This is a genomic window from Kitasatospora sp. NPDC005751, from assembly GCF_040630835.1.
In the GTDB taxonomy this organism is placed as follows: Bacteria; Actinomycetota; Actinomycetes; order Streptomycetales; family Streptomycetaceae; genus Kitasatospora.
On record NZ_JBEXYC010000001.1, the window covers coordinates 52,754 to 70,468 of the forward strand.

General features: G+C 74.3%; 16 protein-coding genes. 9 read left to right on the forward strand and 7 right to left on the reverse strand.

The window, feature by feature from the left end; genetic code table 11:
• Positions 1-13 precede the first annotated feature (13 nt).
• From ABZ497_RS00230 to moaA, 3 genes are all read right to left on the reverse strand, one after another.
• Positions 14-1,630 carry an alpha/beta hydrolase gene (locus ABZ497_RS00230; protein ID WP_359802275.1) on the reverse strand — a complete coding sequence of 539 codons (1,617 nt, stop codon included), beginning with the start codon at positions 1,628-1,630 and terminating at the stop codon, positions 14-16.
• Positions 1,631-1,731: 101 nt separating this feature from the next.
• Positions 1,732-2,424, reverse strand: a complete 693-nt coding sequence (locus ABZ497_RS00235) for an HNH endonuclease family protein (protein ID WP_359802975.1) — start codon at positions 2,422-2,424, stop codon at positions 1,732-1,734.
• A 211-nt stretch (positions 2,425-2,635) separates the two neighbouring features.
• Complete coding sequence (moaA, locus tag ABZ497_RS00240) at positions 2,636-3,631, reverse strand: GTP 3',8-cyclase MoaA (RefSeq protein ID WP_359802278.1); 996 nt, start codon at positions 3,629-3,631, stop codon at positions 2,636-2,638.
• A gap of 239 nt (positions 3,632-3,870) precedes the next feature.
• Between moaA and ABZ497_RS00245 the strand changes: the two genes are divergently transcribed.
• The 5 genes from ABZ497_RS00245 to ABZ497_RS00265 all read left to right on the forward strand — a co-directional run bounded on the left by ABZ497_RS00245 (position 3,871) and on the right by ABZ497_RS00265 (position 8,920).
• Positions 3,871-4,443, forward strand: a complete 573-nt coding sequence (locus ABZ497_RS00245) for a nucleotidyltransferase family protein (protein ID WP_352290404.1) — start codon at positions 3,871-3,873, stop codon at positions 4,441-4,443.
• Between the two features lie 187 nt (positions 4,444-4,630).
• Entirely contained in the window at positions 4,631-5,485 is an 855-nt protein-coding gene (locus ABZ497_RS00250) for a hypothetical protein (RefSeq protein WP_359802280.1), read from the forward strand.
• A gap of 258 nt (positions 5,486-5,743) precedes the next feature.
• Positions 5,744-6,595: a hypothetical protein gene (locus ABZ497_RS00255; protein ID WP_329487121.1), complete on the forward strand. Its 852-nt coding sequence runs from the start codon at positions 5,744-5,746 to the stop codon at positions 6,593-6,595.
• 165 nt (positions 6,596-6,760) lie between these two features.
• A complete protein-coding gene (locus tag ABZ497_RS00260) occupies positions 6,761-7,669 on the forward strand; it encodes a (2Fe-2S)-binding protein (RefSeq protein WP_359802283.1) in 909 nt (302 codons plus the stop codon).
• A 201-nt stretch (positions 7,670-7,870) separates the two neighbouring features.
• On the forward strand, positions 7,871-8,920 hold the full coding sequence (locus ABZ497_RS00265) for a DUF2637 domain-containing protein (protein WP_359802286.1): 1,050 nt from the start codon (positions 7,871-7,873) through the stop codon (positions 8,918-8,920).
• Positions 8,921-9,080: 160 nt separating this feature from the next.
• Here the strand turns inward: ABZ497_RS00265 and ABZ497_RS00270 are convergent, their stop codons facing one another.
• Entirely contained in the window at positions 9,081-11,243 is a 2,163-nt protein-coding gene (locus tag ABZ497_RS00270; RefSeq protein ID WP_359802289.1) for a SpoIIE family protein phosphatase, read from the reverse strand.
• Positions 11,244-11,761: 518 nt separating this feature from the next.
• On the reverse strand, positions 11,762-12,148 hold the full coding sequence (locus ABZ497_RS00275) for an ATP-binding protein (RefSeq protein ID WP_359802292.1): 387 nt from the start codon (positions 12,146-12,148) through the stop codon (positions 11,762-11,764).
• A gap of 494 nt (positions 12,149-12,642) precedes the next feature.
• On the opposite strand from ABZ497_RS00275, the gene ABZ497_RS00280 reads away from it, so the two are divergent.
• The 4 genes from ABZ497_RS00280 (at position 12,643) to ABZ497_RS00295 (ending at position 16,847) form a co-directional block, all read left to right on the forward strand.
• The gene (locus ABZ497_RS00280) at positions 12,643-13,353 is read left to right on the forward strand and encodes an urease subunit gamma (protein ID WP_359802295.1); all 711 of its coding nucleotides are present in this window, start codon (positions 12,643-12,645) and stop codon (positions 13,351-13,353) included.
• A gap of 5 nt (positions 13,354-13,358) precedes the next feature.
• Positions 13,359-15,071, forward strand: coding sequence for an urease subunit alpha (locus tag ABZ497_RS00285; protein WP_359802977.1), 1,713 nt, complete (start codon positions 13,359-13,361; stop codon positions 15,069-15,071).
• A gap of 32 nt (positions 15,072-15,103) precedes the next feature.
• Positions 15,104-16,144, forward strand: a complete 1,041-nt coding sequence (locus ABZ497_RS00290) for an agmatine deiminase family protein (RefSeq protein ID WP_359802298.1) — start codon at positions 15,104-15,106, stop codon at positions 16,142-16,144.
• Between the two features lie 448 nt (positions 16,145-16,592).
• The gene (locus ABZ497_RS00295) at positions 16,593-16,847 is read left to right on the forward strand and encodes a UTRA domain-containing protein (protein ID WP_359802300.1); all 255 of its coding nucleotides are present in this window, start codon (positions 16,593-16,595) and stop codon (positions 16,845-16,847) included.
• Between the two features lie 37 nt (positions 16,848-16,884).
• Here the strand turns inward: ABZ497_RS00295 and ABZ497_RS00300 are convergent, their stop codons facing one another.
• Both ABZ497_RS00300 and ABZ497_RS00305 read right to left on the reverse strand, forming a co-directional pair.
• Positions 16,885-17,094, reverse strand: coding sequence for a hypothetical protein (locus ABZ497_RS00300; RefSeq protein WP_359802303.1), 210 nt, complete (start codon positions 17,092-17,094; stop codon positions 16,885-16,887).
• Positions 17,091-17,588 carry a hypothetical protein gene (locus ABZ497_RS00305; RefSeq protein ID WP_359802305.1) on the reverse strand — a complete coding sequence of 166 codons (498 nt, stop codon included), beginning with the start codon at positions 17,586-17,588 and terminating at the stop codon, positions 17,091-17,093. Before ABZ497_RS00305 ends, ABZ497_RS00300 begins: the two co-directional genes overlap by 4 nt.
• Positions 17,589-17,715 lie beyond the last annotated feature (127 nt).

The window sequence follows — 17,715 nt, forward strand, 5'->3', positions numbered from 1 at the left end:
CGTTCGGCGCGGATCAGTCGGTCGGGCAGCGCGTTCCGGCGGCCGGCGCGGTGCCGTCCGTCAGGAAGGCGTCGACCGCGGCCCGGACGCACGTGCTCCGCCCGTAGCCGATGTGGCCCTCGCCCTCGCGGGTGAGCAGGACGGCGTTGCCGAGCTGGGCGGCGAGCTTCTCGGCCGAGGCGTAGGGCGTCGCCGCGTCACCGGTCGAGCCGACCACCACGATCGGGGCCTCGCTCTTCGAGACGATCGGGTGCGGCTGCTCGGCGGAACGGAACGGCCAGGCACGGCAGTCGGGGTCGAACAGCGCCAGGCTCGGCTCGTGCCGGGTGATCAGCGGGGCCTTCGCCGCCAGGTCGGCGTACGCGGCCTGGAGGGCCTCGCCGGTCGGGACGGCGGTCGCGCCGTCGGCGCAGTGGATGGCGGTGTAGGCGTCGGCGGAGTCTCCGTAGTGGCCCTTCTCGTCACGGCCGTAGGCGCCGTCGGCGCGGGCGAGCAGGTTGTCGCCCTTGCTCCGGACCATGGCCCAGCCGAGGTCGTCGCGCAGCGCGTCCCAGGTCTTCTCGTCGCCGTAGAGGCTGTCGAGCACGCCGGCCCAGGCGGCGTTGGCGGTGAGGGCGCGCCCGCTCGTGGTGGTGAGCGGCTTCGCCTTGAGCCCGTCGAGGAACTCCGCGAGCTTGTCGGCCGCCTTGGCCGGGTCCTTGCCGAGCGGGCACTGGTCCTGCTTAGCGCAGTACGCGGCGAAGAGCCGCAGCGAGCGCTCGAACCCCGCGTACTGCACGGTGTTGTGCTGGGCCAGCGGCACGGACGGGTCGACCGCACCGTCCAGCACCAGCCGCCCGACCCGGTCGGGGAACTCCTCGGCGTAGAGGCTGCCGAGGTAGGTGCCGTAGGACATGCCGAAGTAGTTGAGCTTCTGGTCGCCCAGCGCGGCGCGCAGGACGTCCATGTCGCGGGCGGTGTCGCGGGTGCCGATGAACGGCAGCAGCTTGGCGAACTTGGCCTGGCAGGCGTCGGCGAGCACCTTGCCGTGGTCGTCGCCCGGGGTGTCGGTGGCGAGCCACTCGTCGCGGGCCTTGTCGTCCAGGCAGTTCAGCGGCGTGGTCAGACCGACGCCGCGCGGGTCGAAGCCGACCACGTCGAAGCGGTCGTGCATCGGGCCGTCGAACTGCGCGGGGGCGGCCTTGACCATGCCGACGCCGGAGCCGCCGGGCCCGCCGGGGTTGACCAGCAGGGAGCCGAGCCGCTGGTCCTGCCTGGCGACGGGGACCCGGACGACGGCCACGGCCAGCGGGTCGCCGGCCGGATGGGCGTAGTCCAGCGGGACGTTGAGCGAGCCGCACTGCAGCACCGACTCGTCGACCTTGGCGGTCTTCGGGTCGTCGGCGCAGGGCGCCCAGGCGATCTGCTGGCCGTAGAAGGGCTTGAGTGCCGGGTCGGCCGCGCCGGTGGGCCTGGGCGTCGGCGTGGGCGGGGTGGTCGGCGACGCGCTGGGCGCGGCCGGGGCGGCGGCCGGTGACGGCGTGCCGGAGGCCGCGTCGGTGGCGGTGGATCCGCCCGAGCCGGCGCAGCCGGCCAGGAGGGCGGCGGCGACGGCCGCGGGCAGGGCGCGCCGGGAGAACCGGGTGATCATCGAATGCACCGCACACGAATATCACCTGACCGTCACACCGGTCATCTCGTGATCGACCGGCGGACGGCGAAGGGGGGGGCAAAGCGTGACGGAACGTTTCCTCAACCGCCGCACTGCTGGAGCATGGCCTTCTTGTCCGCCTCGGTGACGGGCAGTCGGTACTTCAGCGAGACCTGGGCGAAGCGCACCGCGTACGAGCAGCGGACGGCGGTGTTGGCCGGGAGCCAGGCGGCCGGACCGGAGTCGCCCTTGGAGGCGTTCTGCGAGCCGTCGGCCGGGACGAGGTTGAGCGGATCGTTGGCGATCTGCACGCGCTTGGCCTTGTCCCACGTCGACGCGCCCATCTGCCAGTCGTAGGACAGCGGCATCACATGGTCGATCTGGATCTTCGAGGCCTGCTGTTTGCTCCACCGGACGGTCTTCCCGGTGTACGGGTCGTCGATGGTCATCGCGGTGACGGTGCAGGCCGAACCGTCCTTGCGCTCGACCGAGCGGCCGTCCCGGGCCAGCAGGTCGTTGCGGGTGTCGCAGTTGTTGTGGCCGCCCGGGACGCCGTCGACGTTGTCCGTCCAGGCCGGGCCGAACTCGTCGCGGTCGTAGCCGTCCTTGGGTCCGGCGGCGGCGGTGGCGACCCCGGCGATGATGTCGCGGCCGGCCTTCCGTTCCTCGGGCGTGGTCAGCGGCGCCAGGCCGGGCCTGGTGCCGTCGGGATTCTGCAGCGGGCTGGTGCCCGCGCCGGCGGGCCCGGCCGCCTCGGTGGCCGGCTTCCCGGCACCCCCGGTGCAACCGGCCAGCGCCGGCGTGGATATCAGGAAGGCGGCGGCGGCGAGCAGGGCGGTGCGGCGGGCGGGCACGGGGACTCCCGGACTGGGGGGTGGCTGACGGCGCCCCAGCAGACCAGTCGCCCCACGGGCCGTCAAGGCGGCGCGGCACGGAGCGTTCGAGCATGTCGAAGCTCACACCCCGGCGCCCGCCCGGGCCCCGCCCCGCCTCCTCCCGCCGGGCTCAGCCCCCGATCGCGGACATCGGCCGGTCCGGCTGGACGAAGTCGGCCGAATTGATCGCGTGGCCGGGGCCCTTGCGCCCGATGGTGGCCCGCCAGGCGGCCTCGATCCGGTCGTCGTCCGCGCCGCCGCGCAGCAGTGCCCGCAGGTCGGACTCCTCGGTGGCGAACAGGCAGTTGCGCAACTGGCCGTCGGCGGTGAGGCGGACGCGGTCGCAGCCGCCGCAGAACGGGCGGGTGACGGACGCGATCACACCGACCACGGTGCCGGTGCCGGCGATCCGCCACTCCTCGGCCGGCGCGTTCCCGTGCCGGCCGACCGGGACGAGGTCCCACCGGGTGCCGAGGACGGCGAGGATCTCGTCGGCGGTGACCATCGTCGCCCGGTCCCAGGCGCCCTGCGCGTCCAGCGGCATGGACTCGATGAACCGCATCCGGTAGCCGTGCTCGGCGGCGAACTCCACCAGGTCGAGGATCTCGTCGTCGTTGACCCCGCGCACCGGCACCGCGTTGACCTTCACCGGCGCGAGCCCGGCGGCCTGCGCGGCGGCCAGGCCGGCGAGGACGTCGGCGAGCCGGTCCCGGCGGGTGATCGCCGCGTACCGCTCGGGGCGCAGGGTGTCCAGGCTGACGTTCACCCGGTGCAGGCCGGCCCGGTGCAGCGCGTCGGCGGTGCGGGCCAGGCCGATGCCGTTGGTGGTCAGCGAGACCTCGGGGCCGAGGGCGGTGATCCGCCGGACCAGGTCGGGCAGGCCGCGGCGCAGCAGCGGCTCACCCCCGGTCAGCCGGACGGAGCCGATGCCCAGCCGCCCGGCGGCGATCCGCACCAGCCGGACCACCTCGTCGTCGCTCAGCACCTCGGCCTTCGGCAGCCAGTTCAGGCCCTCGGTCGGCATGCAGTAGGTGCAGCGCAGGTTGCAGCGGTCGGTGAGGGAGACCCGCAGGTCGGTGTGGACCCTGCCGAAGCGGTCCGACAGCGGGCGCGGTGCGGTGTTCATCGGCCCAGTACAGGGGCAGCCGGGCCGGGATACCAGCGGCCGAACCACCGGGGAGCTGCCCCGACCTGCGGGTTCTCCTTGTGCGTTCGTCCAACTGTGGCTTCCTACGGCTGCGCCGGGGCACCCCGGACGGGCAGGCTGGGTCCATGCGCGACAGCACGGGGACCAGCGGCCGGACGGGGAGCAGCGGCCCGACGGGGACCAGTGGCCGGACGGGTGGCGATCGGCCGGTCGCCGCCCTGGTGCTGGCCGCCGGGGGCGGGCGGCGGCTCGGCGGCCGGCCGAAGGCGCTGATCCGGTACCGGGGCCGGCCGCTGGTCGAGCACGCGGCGGGGGTGGTCCGGGCCGGCGGCTGCGCCTCGGTGACGGTGGTGCTGGGCGCGGCCGGGGACCGGGTCCGCTCCACCGCCCATCTGCCGGGCTGCCGGCTGGTGGCCAATCCGGACTGGGCCGGCGGGATGGGCTCCTCGCTGCGGGCCGGGCTGGCCGCCCTGGCGCCGGAGGCCTCGGCCGTCCTGGTGATGCTGGTGGACACCCCCGGTGTCACCCCGGCGGCGGTGGCCCGGCTGCTCGCCGCCCACCGGGCCGGCGCCGAGCTGGCGGCGGCGGCCTACGCGGGGCGGCGCGGGCACCCCGTCCTGATCGGCGCCCGGCACTTCGCCGAGGCTGCGGCGGGCGCCACCGGCGACTCCGGCGCGCGGGCTCTGCTGGCGGCGCACGCCGACGGGATCACGCTCGTCGAGTGCGCCGACATCGCCGTCCCCGACGACCTGGACACCCCCGCCGACCTCGCCCGTTGGACGACGGGGTGATCCTCTCCCGGTCCGGACCGGCGGCCGGTCCCCCCACGGGGTGGGGCGGGCTCCTCCTCCCCGACGAGGGATCGACCGCACACCCCTGATCTGTCCCTGAGGATTGCCCCATTCCGCGCCGCGGCCCCCGCGTTTCGGGGAGCATGGGACACGTCCTTCCCCTCGATTCGAACGGACGGTGCCCGCGATGTCCGGACTGCCCGACGACTTCACCGGACGCGACCCCGCACAGCACGGGCCGGTGGCGGGTGGTGGCGCCCGGGCGATCCGCTGCCCCGCCTGTCGGCGCGAGCACCTGTACGAGCCGCCGTCGCTGCCCTGCCCGTGCGGCGCCTCGCTCAAGGTGCCGCTGCTGCGCGGCGGCGTGCCGGTCCAGGTGCGGTTCCGGTCCTGGGAGGACTCCTGGCTGAACATGCGCTGCCCGCACTGCGGCCGCTCCGACCAGTGGCCGCAGCCCGAGTTCACCTGCAACTGCGGCGCGACCGTGCGACTGCCGGTGGACCGCACCACCCGCCTCGGCGGCAGCGCGACCACCGGCCAGCTCGGCACCGCCGGCCCGCAGAACTCCCGCCCGCACCCCGCCCACCCGCTCAACGCGCCCGTCCCGGCCCCGCCCGGCGGCTCCGGTGCCGCGGCCACCCCCTGGCGGCGGCGCGCGCCGTTCCGCCCGCACCCGGTGCGCACTTCGCAGGACGCCGTGTTCACCGCCGCCCGCTACCTGGAGTGGCTGGGCTTCGACGACCTTGAGCTGACGGAGGCCCAGGAGCGCGACGGCGTCACCCTGCTCGGCAGCCGGATGGTCGCCCAGGTGGACACCTGGACCGAGCCGGCCGACGTGAAGTCGGTGGAGTGCCTCTGGCTGCAGACCCTGCACGCCGAGGAGATGGCCGCCGCGATGTTCACCCTGGCCGGCTACTCGCACCAGGCCACCGTGCGCGGCGAGCAGTTGCTGGTCGCCCTGTTCAGCCTCGACCTCGCCGGAGTGCCCCAGCCCGCCAACGGCGCCGCCGAGGCGCTGATGGAGACCGGCTGGACGTCCTGACCCCGCTCCGACCGGCCCGGCCCGCCTGACACCGTCCGCCCGCGGCCCGGGCCGTCGGCCTGCCCGGCCCACCGGCCCCGGCCGTCCCGGTGGCCCCGCCCGCCCCCGGGAGCGATCGGCGCGGAACCGGTTCGCCCGCAACAACCTGCGCTCGTGATCTGGTGCACAAGCTCACCCCCGTGTTGAATTGCCGCCACAACGCGGGCCTTGGGGGCAGAGGCCGGCGTCCTGCTGGATGGCGCACACAAGGAGGTGGCGTTGTCGGAGCACGGATGGGGCCCGAGTGGCCAGGGCGGGCGCGACGGCCGGGGGCGGCCGGCGCCCCGCGAACCGGGGGACACCGTATGGCGGCTGCGGTCCCGGGCGTGCTGGCAGGAGGCCGCGGAGCTGTTACGCCCGGCCGCCGAACGCGACCCCGAGGCCGCCCTCGGCCGGGCCGAACTCCTCATCGAGCAGTGCCTGTTCACCGCGGCCAACTGGACCCAGGCGGAACAGGCGCTGCGCCTCGCCGAGGCGTTGGTGACCAGCACCGAGCAGCGCGCGGGCGCCTCCTGCGCCCGCGGGTTCCTCGCCTACGTCTCCAGCGTGCTCGGCGCACGCGACCGGCTGGACGAAGCACAGGCGGCGCTCGGACGCACCTCGGCGCTGCTGCCGCCGGACGCCCCCGGGCGTCCGCTGCTGGACTTCCGCCGGGGGCTGGTCGCGGAGAACCTGCTGCGCGACCCGACGGCGGCCTGGATCGCCTACCGCCGCGCGCACGAGGGGGCCGACGAGCGCGGGGACGAGCTGCTGCGCTCCTACACCTGGCGGCACCTGGCCGCACTGGCCCAGGCCGCCGGGGACCACGACCGGGCCCGGGAGGGGTTCGACGCCTCGCTGCGGCTGCGCGAGCAGCTCGGCTTCACGGTCGGGGTGGCACCCGCGCTGGCGGCGCTTGCCGAGGTCTCCGAACCGGACGAGGCGGTCCGGCTGCGGGCCGAGGCGACCAGGCTGGTCCAGGCGCTCGGGGGCGTACCGGTCTGGCTCGCGCGCCAGTTGAGCGCGGTGCGTACGCCGGGCGCTCCCCCGGACGGACGCGTCGAACGGGAACCCCGGGGAACAATCAGCTAAGGTGAGCCTAACCTGGCCGGGGTGAGCAGTACTCCGGCCAGGTTCGCCTTGCCGTTCCCGGGCTCCGCCAGGCCCCGGCCGGCCGGGCCCGGCCGCCGCCGAACCCGGCCGGGTACGGGTCGGACGGTCCGGCACGGGGCCGGTCGACCCGATAGGGCCCGCACCATGACCGCGAGCAGCACCCGACCCGGCCCCGCGCCGTACGCCCCCCGCACCACCCCCGCGCACGCTGTCACCCGCACGCCGGCGCCATGCACGACCAGCTACCGCAGACTCGGCCGGCTCTTCCCGGCACTGCGGGTGCACAGCGCCCCTCCCCGCACCGGCGACGGCTGGATCAGCGGCGCCGACCTCCTCACCGACCCGGACGCACTGGCCGAACTGATCGCCCACGACGCCCGGGAGGGGATCGCCCGGTACGGCCGCCCGCTGCGCCCCGACGTCGCGGCCGGCTTCGGCCTGCACCGCTTCAGCTGGCCGACGGCGCTGCTGTTCACCCTGCCCTGGTTCCTGGAGCGCCGGGTGCCGCTGCTCACCCCCGAGGACGTCTCGATCCGCCGCGCCACCGGCGAACTCACCGCCCGCCCGGGGGTGTTCGTCTGCCTGCCGGACGACCCGGCGGCCGGGCTGCCCGGCGCCCGGACGGTGGCCGACGAGGCGGCACTGGCCGCCGAACTGCGCACCGCGCTGGCCGGCTTCCTGGCCCCGGTGCTGACCGCCTTCCGCCCGGCGGTGCGGCGCAGCCCGCGGATGCTCTGGGCGATGGCGACCGACGCGGTGGTGGAGGGCCTCTGGTACGTCGGCGGGCTGCTCGGCGAGGAGGAACGGGCCCGGGCGGAGCTCTCGGACCTGCTGGCACCGGACCGGGCGGACGACGGGCCAGCGGCAGCCCCGGCGCTCCCGGTGGCCAGGGCGTGCACGCCCGGCGTGTGCGCGCCGTCCTTCACCCCCGGCGCGGGCTTCGCGACCGGAGGTGCTTCGGGCACCGACCGTGCCCGGGCCAGTTGCTGCCTCGTCTACACCGTGCGGCCGGAGGAGATGTGCGGCGGCTGCCCCCGCGTCACGCGAAGTTGACGGCATCGGCCTTCGGACGGCCCCCGGAATCCCCGGAATTCCGGGGAATAGCACCCCTTAATTAATACGACAATGGGACTTCTCCCACGTCAGAAATCCCTCTCCTCAGCGCATTGACGGAGAATCGGCCATTCTCGGGCCGAGCATCCGCCATGATGGTCCCCGCCATCACGACGCAGGAAAGCGAGGCTGGTCCAGGCGATGAAATTGTCCGACATACCGCTCGGTTGGGCCGTCACCGGCGTTGCGGTGCTGCTGGTCACCGCCCTGCTGGTGGCCCTGGTCCGAAATCGGGGATCCGCCGGCCCGCGCGGCTCGGATTCCTGGGAGCGTTCCGAGGAACGCCGCCGCCGCAAGGAATCCCTGTACGGCGCGGCCTCGTACACGCTGCTGTTCTGCTGCGCCGGCGTCGCGGCCGCGCTGTCGTTCCACGGCCTGGTCGGCTTCGGGATGCAGAACCTCAACCTCTCCGGTGGCTGGGAATACCTCGTCCCGTTCGGCCTGGACGGGGCGGCGATGTTCTGCTCGGTGCTCGCCGTCCGCGAGGCCAGCCACGGTGACGCCGCACTCGGCTCGCGCCTGCTGGTCTGGCTGTTCGCCGGTGCCTCCGCCTGGTTCAACTGGGTGCACGCCCCGCGCGGCTTCGGCCACGCCGGTGCCCCGCAGTTCTTCGCGGGGATGTCGCTCTCGGCCGCCGTGCTGTTCGACCGGGCGCTCAAGCAGACCCGCCGGGCCGCGCTGCGCGAGCAGGGCCTCGTCCCGCGCCCGCTGCCGCAGATCCGGATCGTCCGCTGGATGCGCGCCCCGCGCGAGACCTACGCGGCCTGGTCGCTGATGCTGCTGGAGGGCGTGCGCAGCCTGGACGAGGCGGTGGACGAGGTCCGCGACGACAAGCGGGAGAAGATCATGGAGAAGGAGCGCCGCAGGCTGGCCGGGCGCCGCGAACGGGCCGAGATCCGGGCCATCAACCGCTCCAACAGTGCCTGGCGCGGCCGCGGCGCCGCCCGGCAGCTGGAGGCCGGCCAGGAGTCCGCCATAACCGGCGGGCCCATGGCGGAGCGCCCCGCCGTGGAGCCGCCCGCCGTGGAGCCGCCCGCGCCGGCCGCCGAGGGCCCGGTGGTGCAGACCGGGCTGCCGGCCCGCCCGGAGCGGCGCACCATCGACCTCACGATGGAGGAGGACACCGTCGCGCTGCCCCGGCTCGACTCGCTGGAGCGCAAGCTGAAGGACCTGGAGCAGCAGTTCGGCTGAGGCCGCCCGCCGGCCGGCGCTCCACCGGCCGGCCCCGGGCCGCTCGGACGCCGCAGGGCCGACGGTCGTGCGCCGGACGGCAGCGCCCGGCGCACGACCCGCGCCCGGCTCAGGGGCGCCGGGCGGCCCGGGGCCGGCCGGCGCCGGTGAGCCGGGCCGGTCAGGCCGTCGGCGTCGTCGCGGTGAGCTCGAACCACATCCGCTTGCCCGAGCCGCGCGGCTCCACGCCCCAGCCGTCCGCCAGCGCCTCGACCAGCATCAGCCCGCGCCCGGAGGAAGCCTGCTCCCCCGGTGTCCGGCGGGTCGGCCAGAGGTCGGACTCGTCCTCCACCTCGACCCGCAGCCGGGCCCGGCCGCCGTCCGCCGCCGCCTCGCGGTAGAGCCGGGCGGTGAACATGGCGTCCCGGTCGGTGTGCCGGATCGCGTTGGTGACCAGCTCCGAGGCGAGCAGCTCGGCGGTGTCCACCAGCTCGGCCACGCCCCAGCGGCGCAGCGCGTCCCGCAGCTCGGCCCGCACCTCGGAGATCCGTTCGAGGTCGGCCTGCCCGATCCGGCGGCGCAGCTGCTGGGCGGCGAGGCCGCCCTCCGGGCCGTCCCAGCGCAGCAGCAGGAGCGCTATGTCGTCCTCGCGCTCGCTGGAGTCGGCGACCTGGGAGGAGATCCGGTCGGCCAGTTCCTCCAGCGGGTCGGCGTGGCCCTCCCGGCGCTCGGCCAGCGGGCCGGCGACCACCTCGGCCAGCCGGGCGATCCCGTCGTCGAGGTCCATGCCGCGCGCCTCGACCAGGCCGTCGGTGCAGAGCAGCACCGTCTCACCCGGGTCCAGGCTGAACCGGGTGACCCGGTACTCCTCGTCCGGGGCGATGCCCAGCGGCAGCCCGCCGGCCACCTGGACCACGGTGGCGGTGCCGTCGGCCCGGCGGACCAGCGGGTCGAGGTGGCCGGCCCGGACGGCGTAGACCACGCCGTAGTCGACGTTGACCTCGGCGTAGGTACAGGTGGCGAAGTGGTCGGTGTCCAGGTCGGCGAGGAAGCGGGAGGCGCGGGCCATCACCGCCGCCGGCGGGTGGCCCTCGGCCGCGTACGCGCGCAGCGCGATCCGCAGCTGGCCCATGATCCCGGCGGCGTGCACGTCGTGCCCCTGGACGTCGCCGATCACCAGTCCGACGTGCCCGCCGGGCAGCGGGACGACGTCGTACCAGTCGCCGCCGATCTGCAGGCCGGAGCCGGCCGCCAGGTAGCGGACGGCGGTGGTCACGCCGGGCACCGACGGGACATTGCGCGGCAGCATCACCCGCTGCAGGCCGGCCGCCAGCTCGTGCTCGGCGTCGTGCAGCCGGGCCCGGGCCAGCGACTGGGCGACCAGGCCACCGAGGGTGGAGAGCAGGGTGCGCTCGTCGGTGTCCAGCTGGCGGTCGTCGTCGAAGCTGACCAGGCAGACGCCGATCGGCCGGCCGCTGGCGACCAGCGGCAGGAAGGCCCAGGAGCTGCGGCCGGTCCGGCTGGTCGGCGTCCAAACCTTCGCGTAGCGCTCCAGGAACTCCTCGCGGCTGGCGATGAAGACCGGCGCCCGGTTGCGCAGCGCCTCGGCCGCCGGATGGTCGGCGGGCAGCACCGAGCGGTCCCAGAAGGTGAGCTCCTCGGGCCGGTAGCCGGAGGCGCCGAGGATCTGTACCCGGCCGGACTCGAAGGAGGCCAGCACCAGGCCGTCCGGCGGCAGCCCGGGCAGCGGGAGCTCCGTGAAGACCCGGGCGACGTCACGGACGGTGACGGCTTCGGAGAGCGCGCGGGCGGCCTCCTTGATGAACCGCGAGCGCTCCTCCCGCAGCAGGGCCATCCGGTCGGCGCGGTCGCGCTTGCGCAGCTCGACCGTGGCGTCCCAGATGAAGCCCACCATCCGCGAGGCCCGGCCGAAGGCGTCCGCGAGGACCCGGCCGCGGAACCGCACGGCACGCATCGTCCCGCTCGGCCCGACGGTGCGGTAGTAGGCGCCGCACTGGCCCAGCTCGGCGACCGCGCGCTCGACCCGGCGGCGCACCACCGGCGCGTCCTCGGGGTGCAGCAGGGCCAGGAAGGAGGACGAGGTGCGGTCGAAGCGGTCCCGCTCGGCCGCGTCCAGGCCCATGATCGCGCAGGCCCGCTGGTCGCCCTCCAGGACGTCGCGGCGGATGTCCCAGTCGAAGGAGCCGATGCCGTTGGCGGCCATCGCGGGCTCCAGCCAGTCCGGCGTGGAGTCCCCGGAGGCGACGGGCAGGCCACCCGAGAGCATCGGCGCCAGCCGGCCCCCGGCGAGTCCGGGCGTCGTCCGCAGTGCGTGCCTGCGCACCGCCTGGGCGGGTGGTCTCGCCCGCCCCGACCCGGCCGTGGACTGACCGGGAGGAAGCGCCGGCCCCGGCGACTCGGGCTCAGTGGGCATGCTGCTCCTGCCGCTGCCGTGGCGAGCCGCGCCGGGTGTCCGGCCTGGCCGCGGGGCAGTGTGAGTGGGTGGTGCTCGATCGGACCGTGCGGCCGGGCGGCGACCAGTCGAGGTGAGGTCTCCCCGCTGTTTGCCGCACGTGGACACACATTCCCACCATCCTCGCCAATGTTCGGCCGAGCGGCAATGGCACCGGACCGGGAATCTTCGGCTCGCCCTTCGCCCGGAGGTGCCGTTCGGCGGCGAACGACCTGGTCCTCCCGGCTCGGACGCCGGGTCGGCCGGGGTCCGGAACTGCGCCGAACGGGTGGAGCCGGGGCCACCGGAGCGGCGCGGCGGCGGGCGGGCGCGGAGGCGCGGCGACGGCGGGCGCGGAGGCGGGCGGGCGTCACGCGGCGGGAGCGCGGGCGGCGACCAGCCCGAACAGCTCAGGCGGTGACCAGCTCGAACCAGGTGACCTTGCCGTCCCCGCGCAGCTGGACCCCCCAGGAGTCGGCCAGCGCCTCGACCAGCAGCAGCCCGCGCCCCGAGGTGGCGTACTCGGCGTCCGCGTCCCGGCGCCGGCCGGGCAGCCGGGTGACGCTGTCCTGGACCTCGATCCGCAACCGCAGGTCGGCGGTGAGCACCGCGTCGAAGACCGCACCCTGGCCGGTGTGCAGCAACGCGTTGGTGACCAGCTCGGAGGAGAGCAGCTCCGCCGTGTCGGCCAGCTCGGGCACCCCCCAGTGGCCGAGCGCGGAGCGCAGCCGCCGGCGGACCGCGCCGACCGCGACCAGGTCGGCCGCGTCGAGCGTCACGTGCAGCCGGCGGTTCAACGCACACCCCGGGGCCGGAATGCTCGGCAGTGCCTGGCCCGCCGTGCCCGTGGCCGCCGACGCACCCGGCGCACCCCCCTGGGGCCTGGCTCGGAAGGCGTCCCCCGAGCCCGTCCGCTGCCGCGGGAATCGCGACTGACCGTCCATCACCACTTGCCCCCGCCCTCAATCCGGGCACCCGCTGCCGGATCCCCCGCCGGTCGGGTGGCCGCCTCGTTCTGACCACCATCCTCATGCCCAGCTTTCGCCGTTTGGAACAGTGTGCGTCCGATCACCTGGGGTGAAAGGGGCACGGCGCGGCACTCGTGATCCAACTGCCCGCGCCGGACAGGTTTGCGATGCGTACGAGTCGTTTTCGGGCAACGCTGGACAGAGCGGCCGGGTCCGGGTTCAATGACCCGAGATGTTTGAACGCCGTTCTAACTTCACCCCCAGTACCCCCAGCACCCCCAGCACCCATCGGCACCCCCCCCGGCGACCGCGAGCGAGGAACCGTGCGACTGACCCCCACCGAGCGGGACCGGCTGCTGATCTTCACAGCAGCCGAGCTGGCCCGCGCCCGGCGCGCCCGAGGCGTACGCCTCAACGTCCCCGAAGCGCACGCCCTGATCGCCGACACCGTCTGCGAGGCCGCGCGCGACGGCCGGCGGCTCGCCGAGGCCATCGAGGCCGGGCGCAGCGTGCTCACCGCCGACGACGTGCTCCCCGGCGTCCCGGACGTGGTCACCGTGGTCCAGGTCGAGGCGGTGTTCGACGACGGCACCCGGCTGGCCGTGGTGAACGACCCGTTCAAGGGCGCCGGCTCGCTCGGTGACGACGCGCCCGGCGGCGCGCTGATCGGCGCGGGCACGGGCTACGACCCCGTCGAGGAGACGGTGGTGCTGCCCGTCCACAACACCTCCGGGGTGCCGATCTCGGTCACCTCGCACTTCCACTTCTTCGAGGCCAACCCGCGCCTGGCCTTCGACCGCGCCGCCGCCTACGGGACCCACCTCGCGGTACCGGCCGGCTCCTCGGTCCGCTTCGACCCGGGCGCCACCGTCGAGGTCGGCCTGGTGCCGATCGGCGGCGAGCGGGTCGCGATCGGCTTCGCCGGGCTGGTGGACGGCCCGCTGGACGCGCCCGGCGCCAAGGAGGCCGCCCTGGCCAAGGCCCGCGCGACCGGCTACCTGACCAACTTCGACGACGCCGAGGTGGAATCGTGACCGCCATCACCCCGCACGACTACATCGCGGTGCACGGTCCGCGCGCCGGGGACCGGATCCGGCTCGGCGACTCCGGTCTGATCGTCCGGGTCGAGTCCGACTCGCAGGCGCCCGGCGAGGAGTTCCTGGCCGGCTTCGGCAAGACCGCCCGGGACGGCCTGCACCTCAAGGCCGCCGCCGTCCGCGACACCTGCGACGTGGTGATCAGCAACGTGCTGGTGATCGACGCGATCCAGGGCATCCGGAAGACCTCGATCGGTCTGATCGACGGCCGGATCGCCGCCATCGGCCGCGCCGGCAACCCGGACACCCTGGCCGGCGTGGAGGTCGTCGTCGGCACCGGGACGACCATCGTCTCCGGCGAGGGCATGATCGCCACCGCCGGCGCCATCGACACCCACGTCCACCTGCTCTCGCCGCGGATCATGGAGGCCTCGCTCGCCTCCGGCGTCACCACGATCATCGGCCAGGAGTTCGGCCCGGTCTGGGGCGTGGGCGTGAACTCGCCCTGGGCGCTGCGGCACGCCTTCAACGCCTTCGACGCCTGGCCGGTCAACATCGGCTTCCTCGGCCGCGGCTCCTCCTCCGACCCGGCCCCGCTGGTCGAGGCCCTCGCCGAGGGCGGCGCCTCCGGCTTCAAGGTGCACGAGGACATGGGCGCCCACACCCGCGCCCTGGACACCGCCCTGCGGGTCGCCGAGGAGTACGACGTCCAGGTCGCCCTGCACACCGACGGCCTCAACGAGTGCCTCTCCGTGGAGGACACCCTCAAGGTCCTGGCAGGCCGCACCATCCACGCCTTCCACATCGAGGGCTGCGGCGGCGGGCACGTCCCCAACGTCCTCAAGATGGCGGGCGTCGAGAACGTCATCGGCTCCTCCACCAACCCCACCCTGCCGTTCGGCCGCGACGCCCTCGGCGAGCACTTCGGCATGATCGTCTCCGCCCACGACCTCAAGGTCGACCTCCCCGGCGACGCCGCGATGGCCCGCGACCGCATCCGGGCCGGCACCATGGGCGCCGAGGACGTCCTGCACGACCTCGGCGTCATCGGCATCACCTCCTCCGACGCCCAGGGCATGGGCCGGGCAGGCGAGACCGTGCGCCGCACCTTCGCCATGGCCGGCAAGATGAAGGCCGAGCTCGGCGCCCTCGACGGCACCGGCTCCTACGGGACGGCCGAGGGCGGCGACGACAACGAGCGCGTCCTGCGCTACATCGCCAAGCTCACCATCAACCCGGCGATCGCCCACGGCCTGGCCCACGAGGTCGGCTCGATCGAGGTCGGCAAGCTCGCCGACATCGTCCTGTGGCGCCCCGACCACTTCGGCGCCAAGCCGCAGCTCGTCCTGAAGGCCGGCTTCCCCGCCTACGGCGTCGTGGGCGACCCCAACGCCTCCACCGACCGCTGCGAACCCCTCGTACTGGGCCCCCAGTTCGGCGCCCACGGCGCCACCGCCGCCGACCTCTCGGTCGCCTTCGTCGCCCAGGCCGCCGCCGACGGCGCCTACCTGGACCGGGCCGCCGACGGCATGCCCACCCGGCGCCGCCGGGTCGGCGTCCGCAACACCCGCGGCATCGGCCCGCGCGACATGGTCCGCAACGCCCGGATCGGCGACGTGCAGGTCACCGAGACCGGCCTGGTCTCGCTGGACGGCGACCCGCTGCGCTCCGAGCCCGCCGACAGCGTCTCGCTCAGCCGCCTGTACTTCCTCTGACCCACCCTCACCTCCCCTCCAAGGACGCGAAGATGACCCCCACCCCCGCCTCGCTCGGCTACCGGATGCCCGCCGAGTGGCACCCGCACGAGCGGACCTGGATGGCGTTCCCCACCACCAACCCGACCTTCGACAGCCCGGAGCACCTGCACGCCGGGCGCGAGGCCTGGGCCGCGGTGGCCAACACCATCGTCCGGTACGAGCCGGTGACGCTGGTGGTCAACACCGGCGAGACCGAGGAGGCGCGCAAGTACGTCGCCCCCGAGGTCGAGATCGTCGAGCGCCCGCTGGACGACGCCTGGATGCGCGACATCGGCCCGTCCTTCCTGATCGACGGCAAGGGCTCGCTGGCCGCCGCCGACTGGATCTTCAACGGCTGGGGGGCGCAGTCCTGGGCCCGCTGGGACAACGACCAGCACATCGCCGAGCACATCAGCGAACTGACGGGTGTTCAGCGTTTCGCCTCCCGCCTGATCAACGAGGGCGGCGGCATCCACGTCGACGGCGAGGGCACCGTGCTCGTCACCGACACCGTGCAGCTCGGCGAGGGCCGCAACTCCGACTGGACCCGCGAGGAGGTCGAGGCCGAGCTGCACGCCCACCTCGGCACCACCAAGGCGATCTGGCTGCCGCGCGGACTCACCCGCGACTACGACGAGTTCGGCACCCGTGGCCACATCGACATCGTCGCCTCCTTCGTCCGCCCCGGCGTCGTGGTCGCCCACGTCCAGCCGGACCCGGCCCACCCCGACCACGAGGTGTGCCAGGAGCTGGTGGCGATCCTGCGCGCGTCCACCGACGCCCGGGGCCGCGCCCTGGAGGTCATCGAACTCCCCGCCCCCACCGTCCTGTCGGACGAGGACGGCGAGCCGGTCGACTACTCCTACATCAACCACTACGTGGCCAACGGCGCCGTGGTGCTCTGCGCCTTCGACGACCCCCGCGACCAGGAGGCCGCCGCCGTCCTCGGCCAGGCCTACCCCGGCCGCACCGTCGAACTGGTCGACGCCCGCGAGATCTTCGCCAACGGCGGCGGCATCCACTGCATCACCCAGCAGCAGCCCAAGGTGTGACGTTCCGGCAGGTCAGAGCACTGGCCTGGGACTTCCCCGTTTCGTGACCCACTAGGATCCAGCAGTAGCCAGCAGCGGTTCACGAAGATCATCTCCCACTATTCTCCCACTTGATCTTGGCAGGAGCCGGAGTCGGGCCGCCGCGCACTTCTTGGGAGTGCCTGGTTAGAGCTCGACTCCGGCCGCCTGCGTTACGGAACTGGGAGTGACCGATGCGGCCGCGCGCCTCGGTATGGCCGAGTTACGGCGTGCCGGAGAACTCGAAGGAACTCGGCGGACGCGGCTCTTCGTAGCGCATCCTCCTGCTGTGTGCGCACTCTCCTCGACCCGATGGAGCCTGGCCCTACCCCCGCGGGAAAGGGCCACCGGCAGCTGCCGAGCAGACGCCGGCCTTGCCAGCCGGCTCGACCTGCCCGAGCGAACCCGGCTTCGCTGGCACCGCGAGGAGATGCTCGACCCAGACCTCAGACCCAGCCACCTCATCACCACCTGGTGGGCCGGAGAACGCGCCAGCGCCTGGCACGAGTGCCGCGCGGACGCACAGCTACACCACCTGACAGGCCCCGAAGCAGACCAGCTCGGCCTGCCTCAGGGCGTGCCCGCCTGGCTGATCCAGCGCACCCGGTACACGGCCTCTGGTCGACCGGTGGAGACCGCCGACATGGTGCTCCGCGCTGATCGGTGGCGAGTGAGGCTGCGGTAGCCCTGGCCGGCGCACCGCCGTACGCCGGCCAGGGCGATCAGGAGACGGCGATCCGATGGTCCGGGTGGTGCCAGGACTGGTGTCCGCGCATCCAGATACGCACGTCCACGGCCGCCGAGTAGTCGAACCGTTTCGAGGCGTCGGCGTGCTGCCGCGTCAGCTCGGCGCAGGTCTGGCACCCGTCGCACGCGGCCGGCATCTCCCCGGGGTCCTCGCGCTCGATCGCCTGGCCGCTGGCAGCGCTCACGCGGCACCGCCAGCTGCGATGCTGCGGGTCGACTGGTAGCCGGCCAGATTGCTCTGGCGTGCAATCCACCCGCGGGCGCCGTCCTCGATGCCGAACCGGAGCTCGGCGTCGTCCTCGACCTCGCGGACCAGGCGGCCGGTCTGCGTGTCCTGTACGGCCCACAGGCCCGGGCAGCGGCTGGTCCCCGGCAGCTGCACCGGGACGTACCGGTCGCCTATGCGCTGCTGCGGCGATCGCGCGCCGGGCCGGGACACCCGCATCACCAGCCGGGCGCCGCGGCGGAGATCCAGCGTCCAGTCCATGCTGCCCTCGACGGCCAGCGCAGGCAGGACTCCAGGGTTGTCCCCGCAGAGCTGCCGCCGCATCGCCTCGTGCTGGGTCTCGCACAGGTCCAGCTCGACCACGATCCGCCACAACCTGCGGAGCGCCTCATCCTGCACAAGGGTCTGCGAGGGCAGCCGCCCCGGTACCTCGATCGTCAGGTCACTGCTCACTGCTCCTCCTCAGGGGCGGTTCGGCAGTCAGGGTGTGCGACGACAGGCCAACCGAGCGGCGACGTCTTCTCACCGGTCTTTGTGTAGCGGTGGCCGGCCGGCACCAGCGGCGGTTCCGGAGAACCGC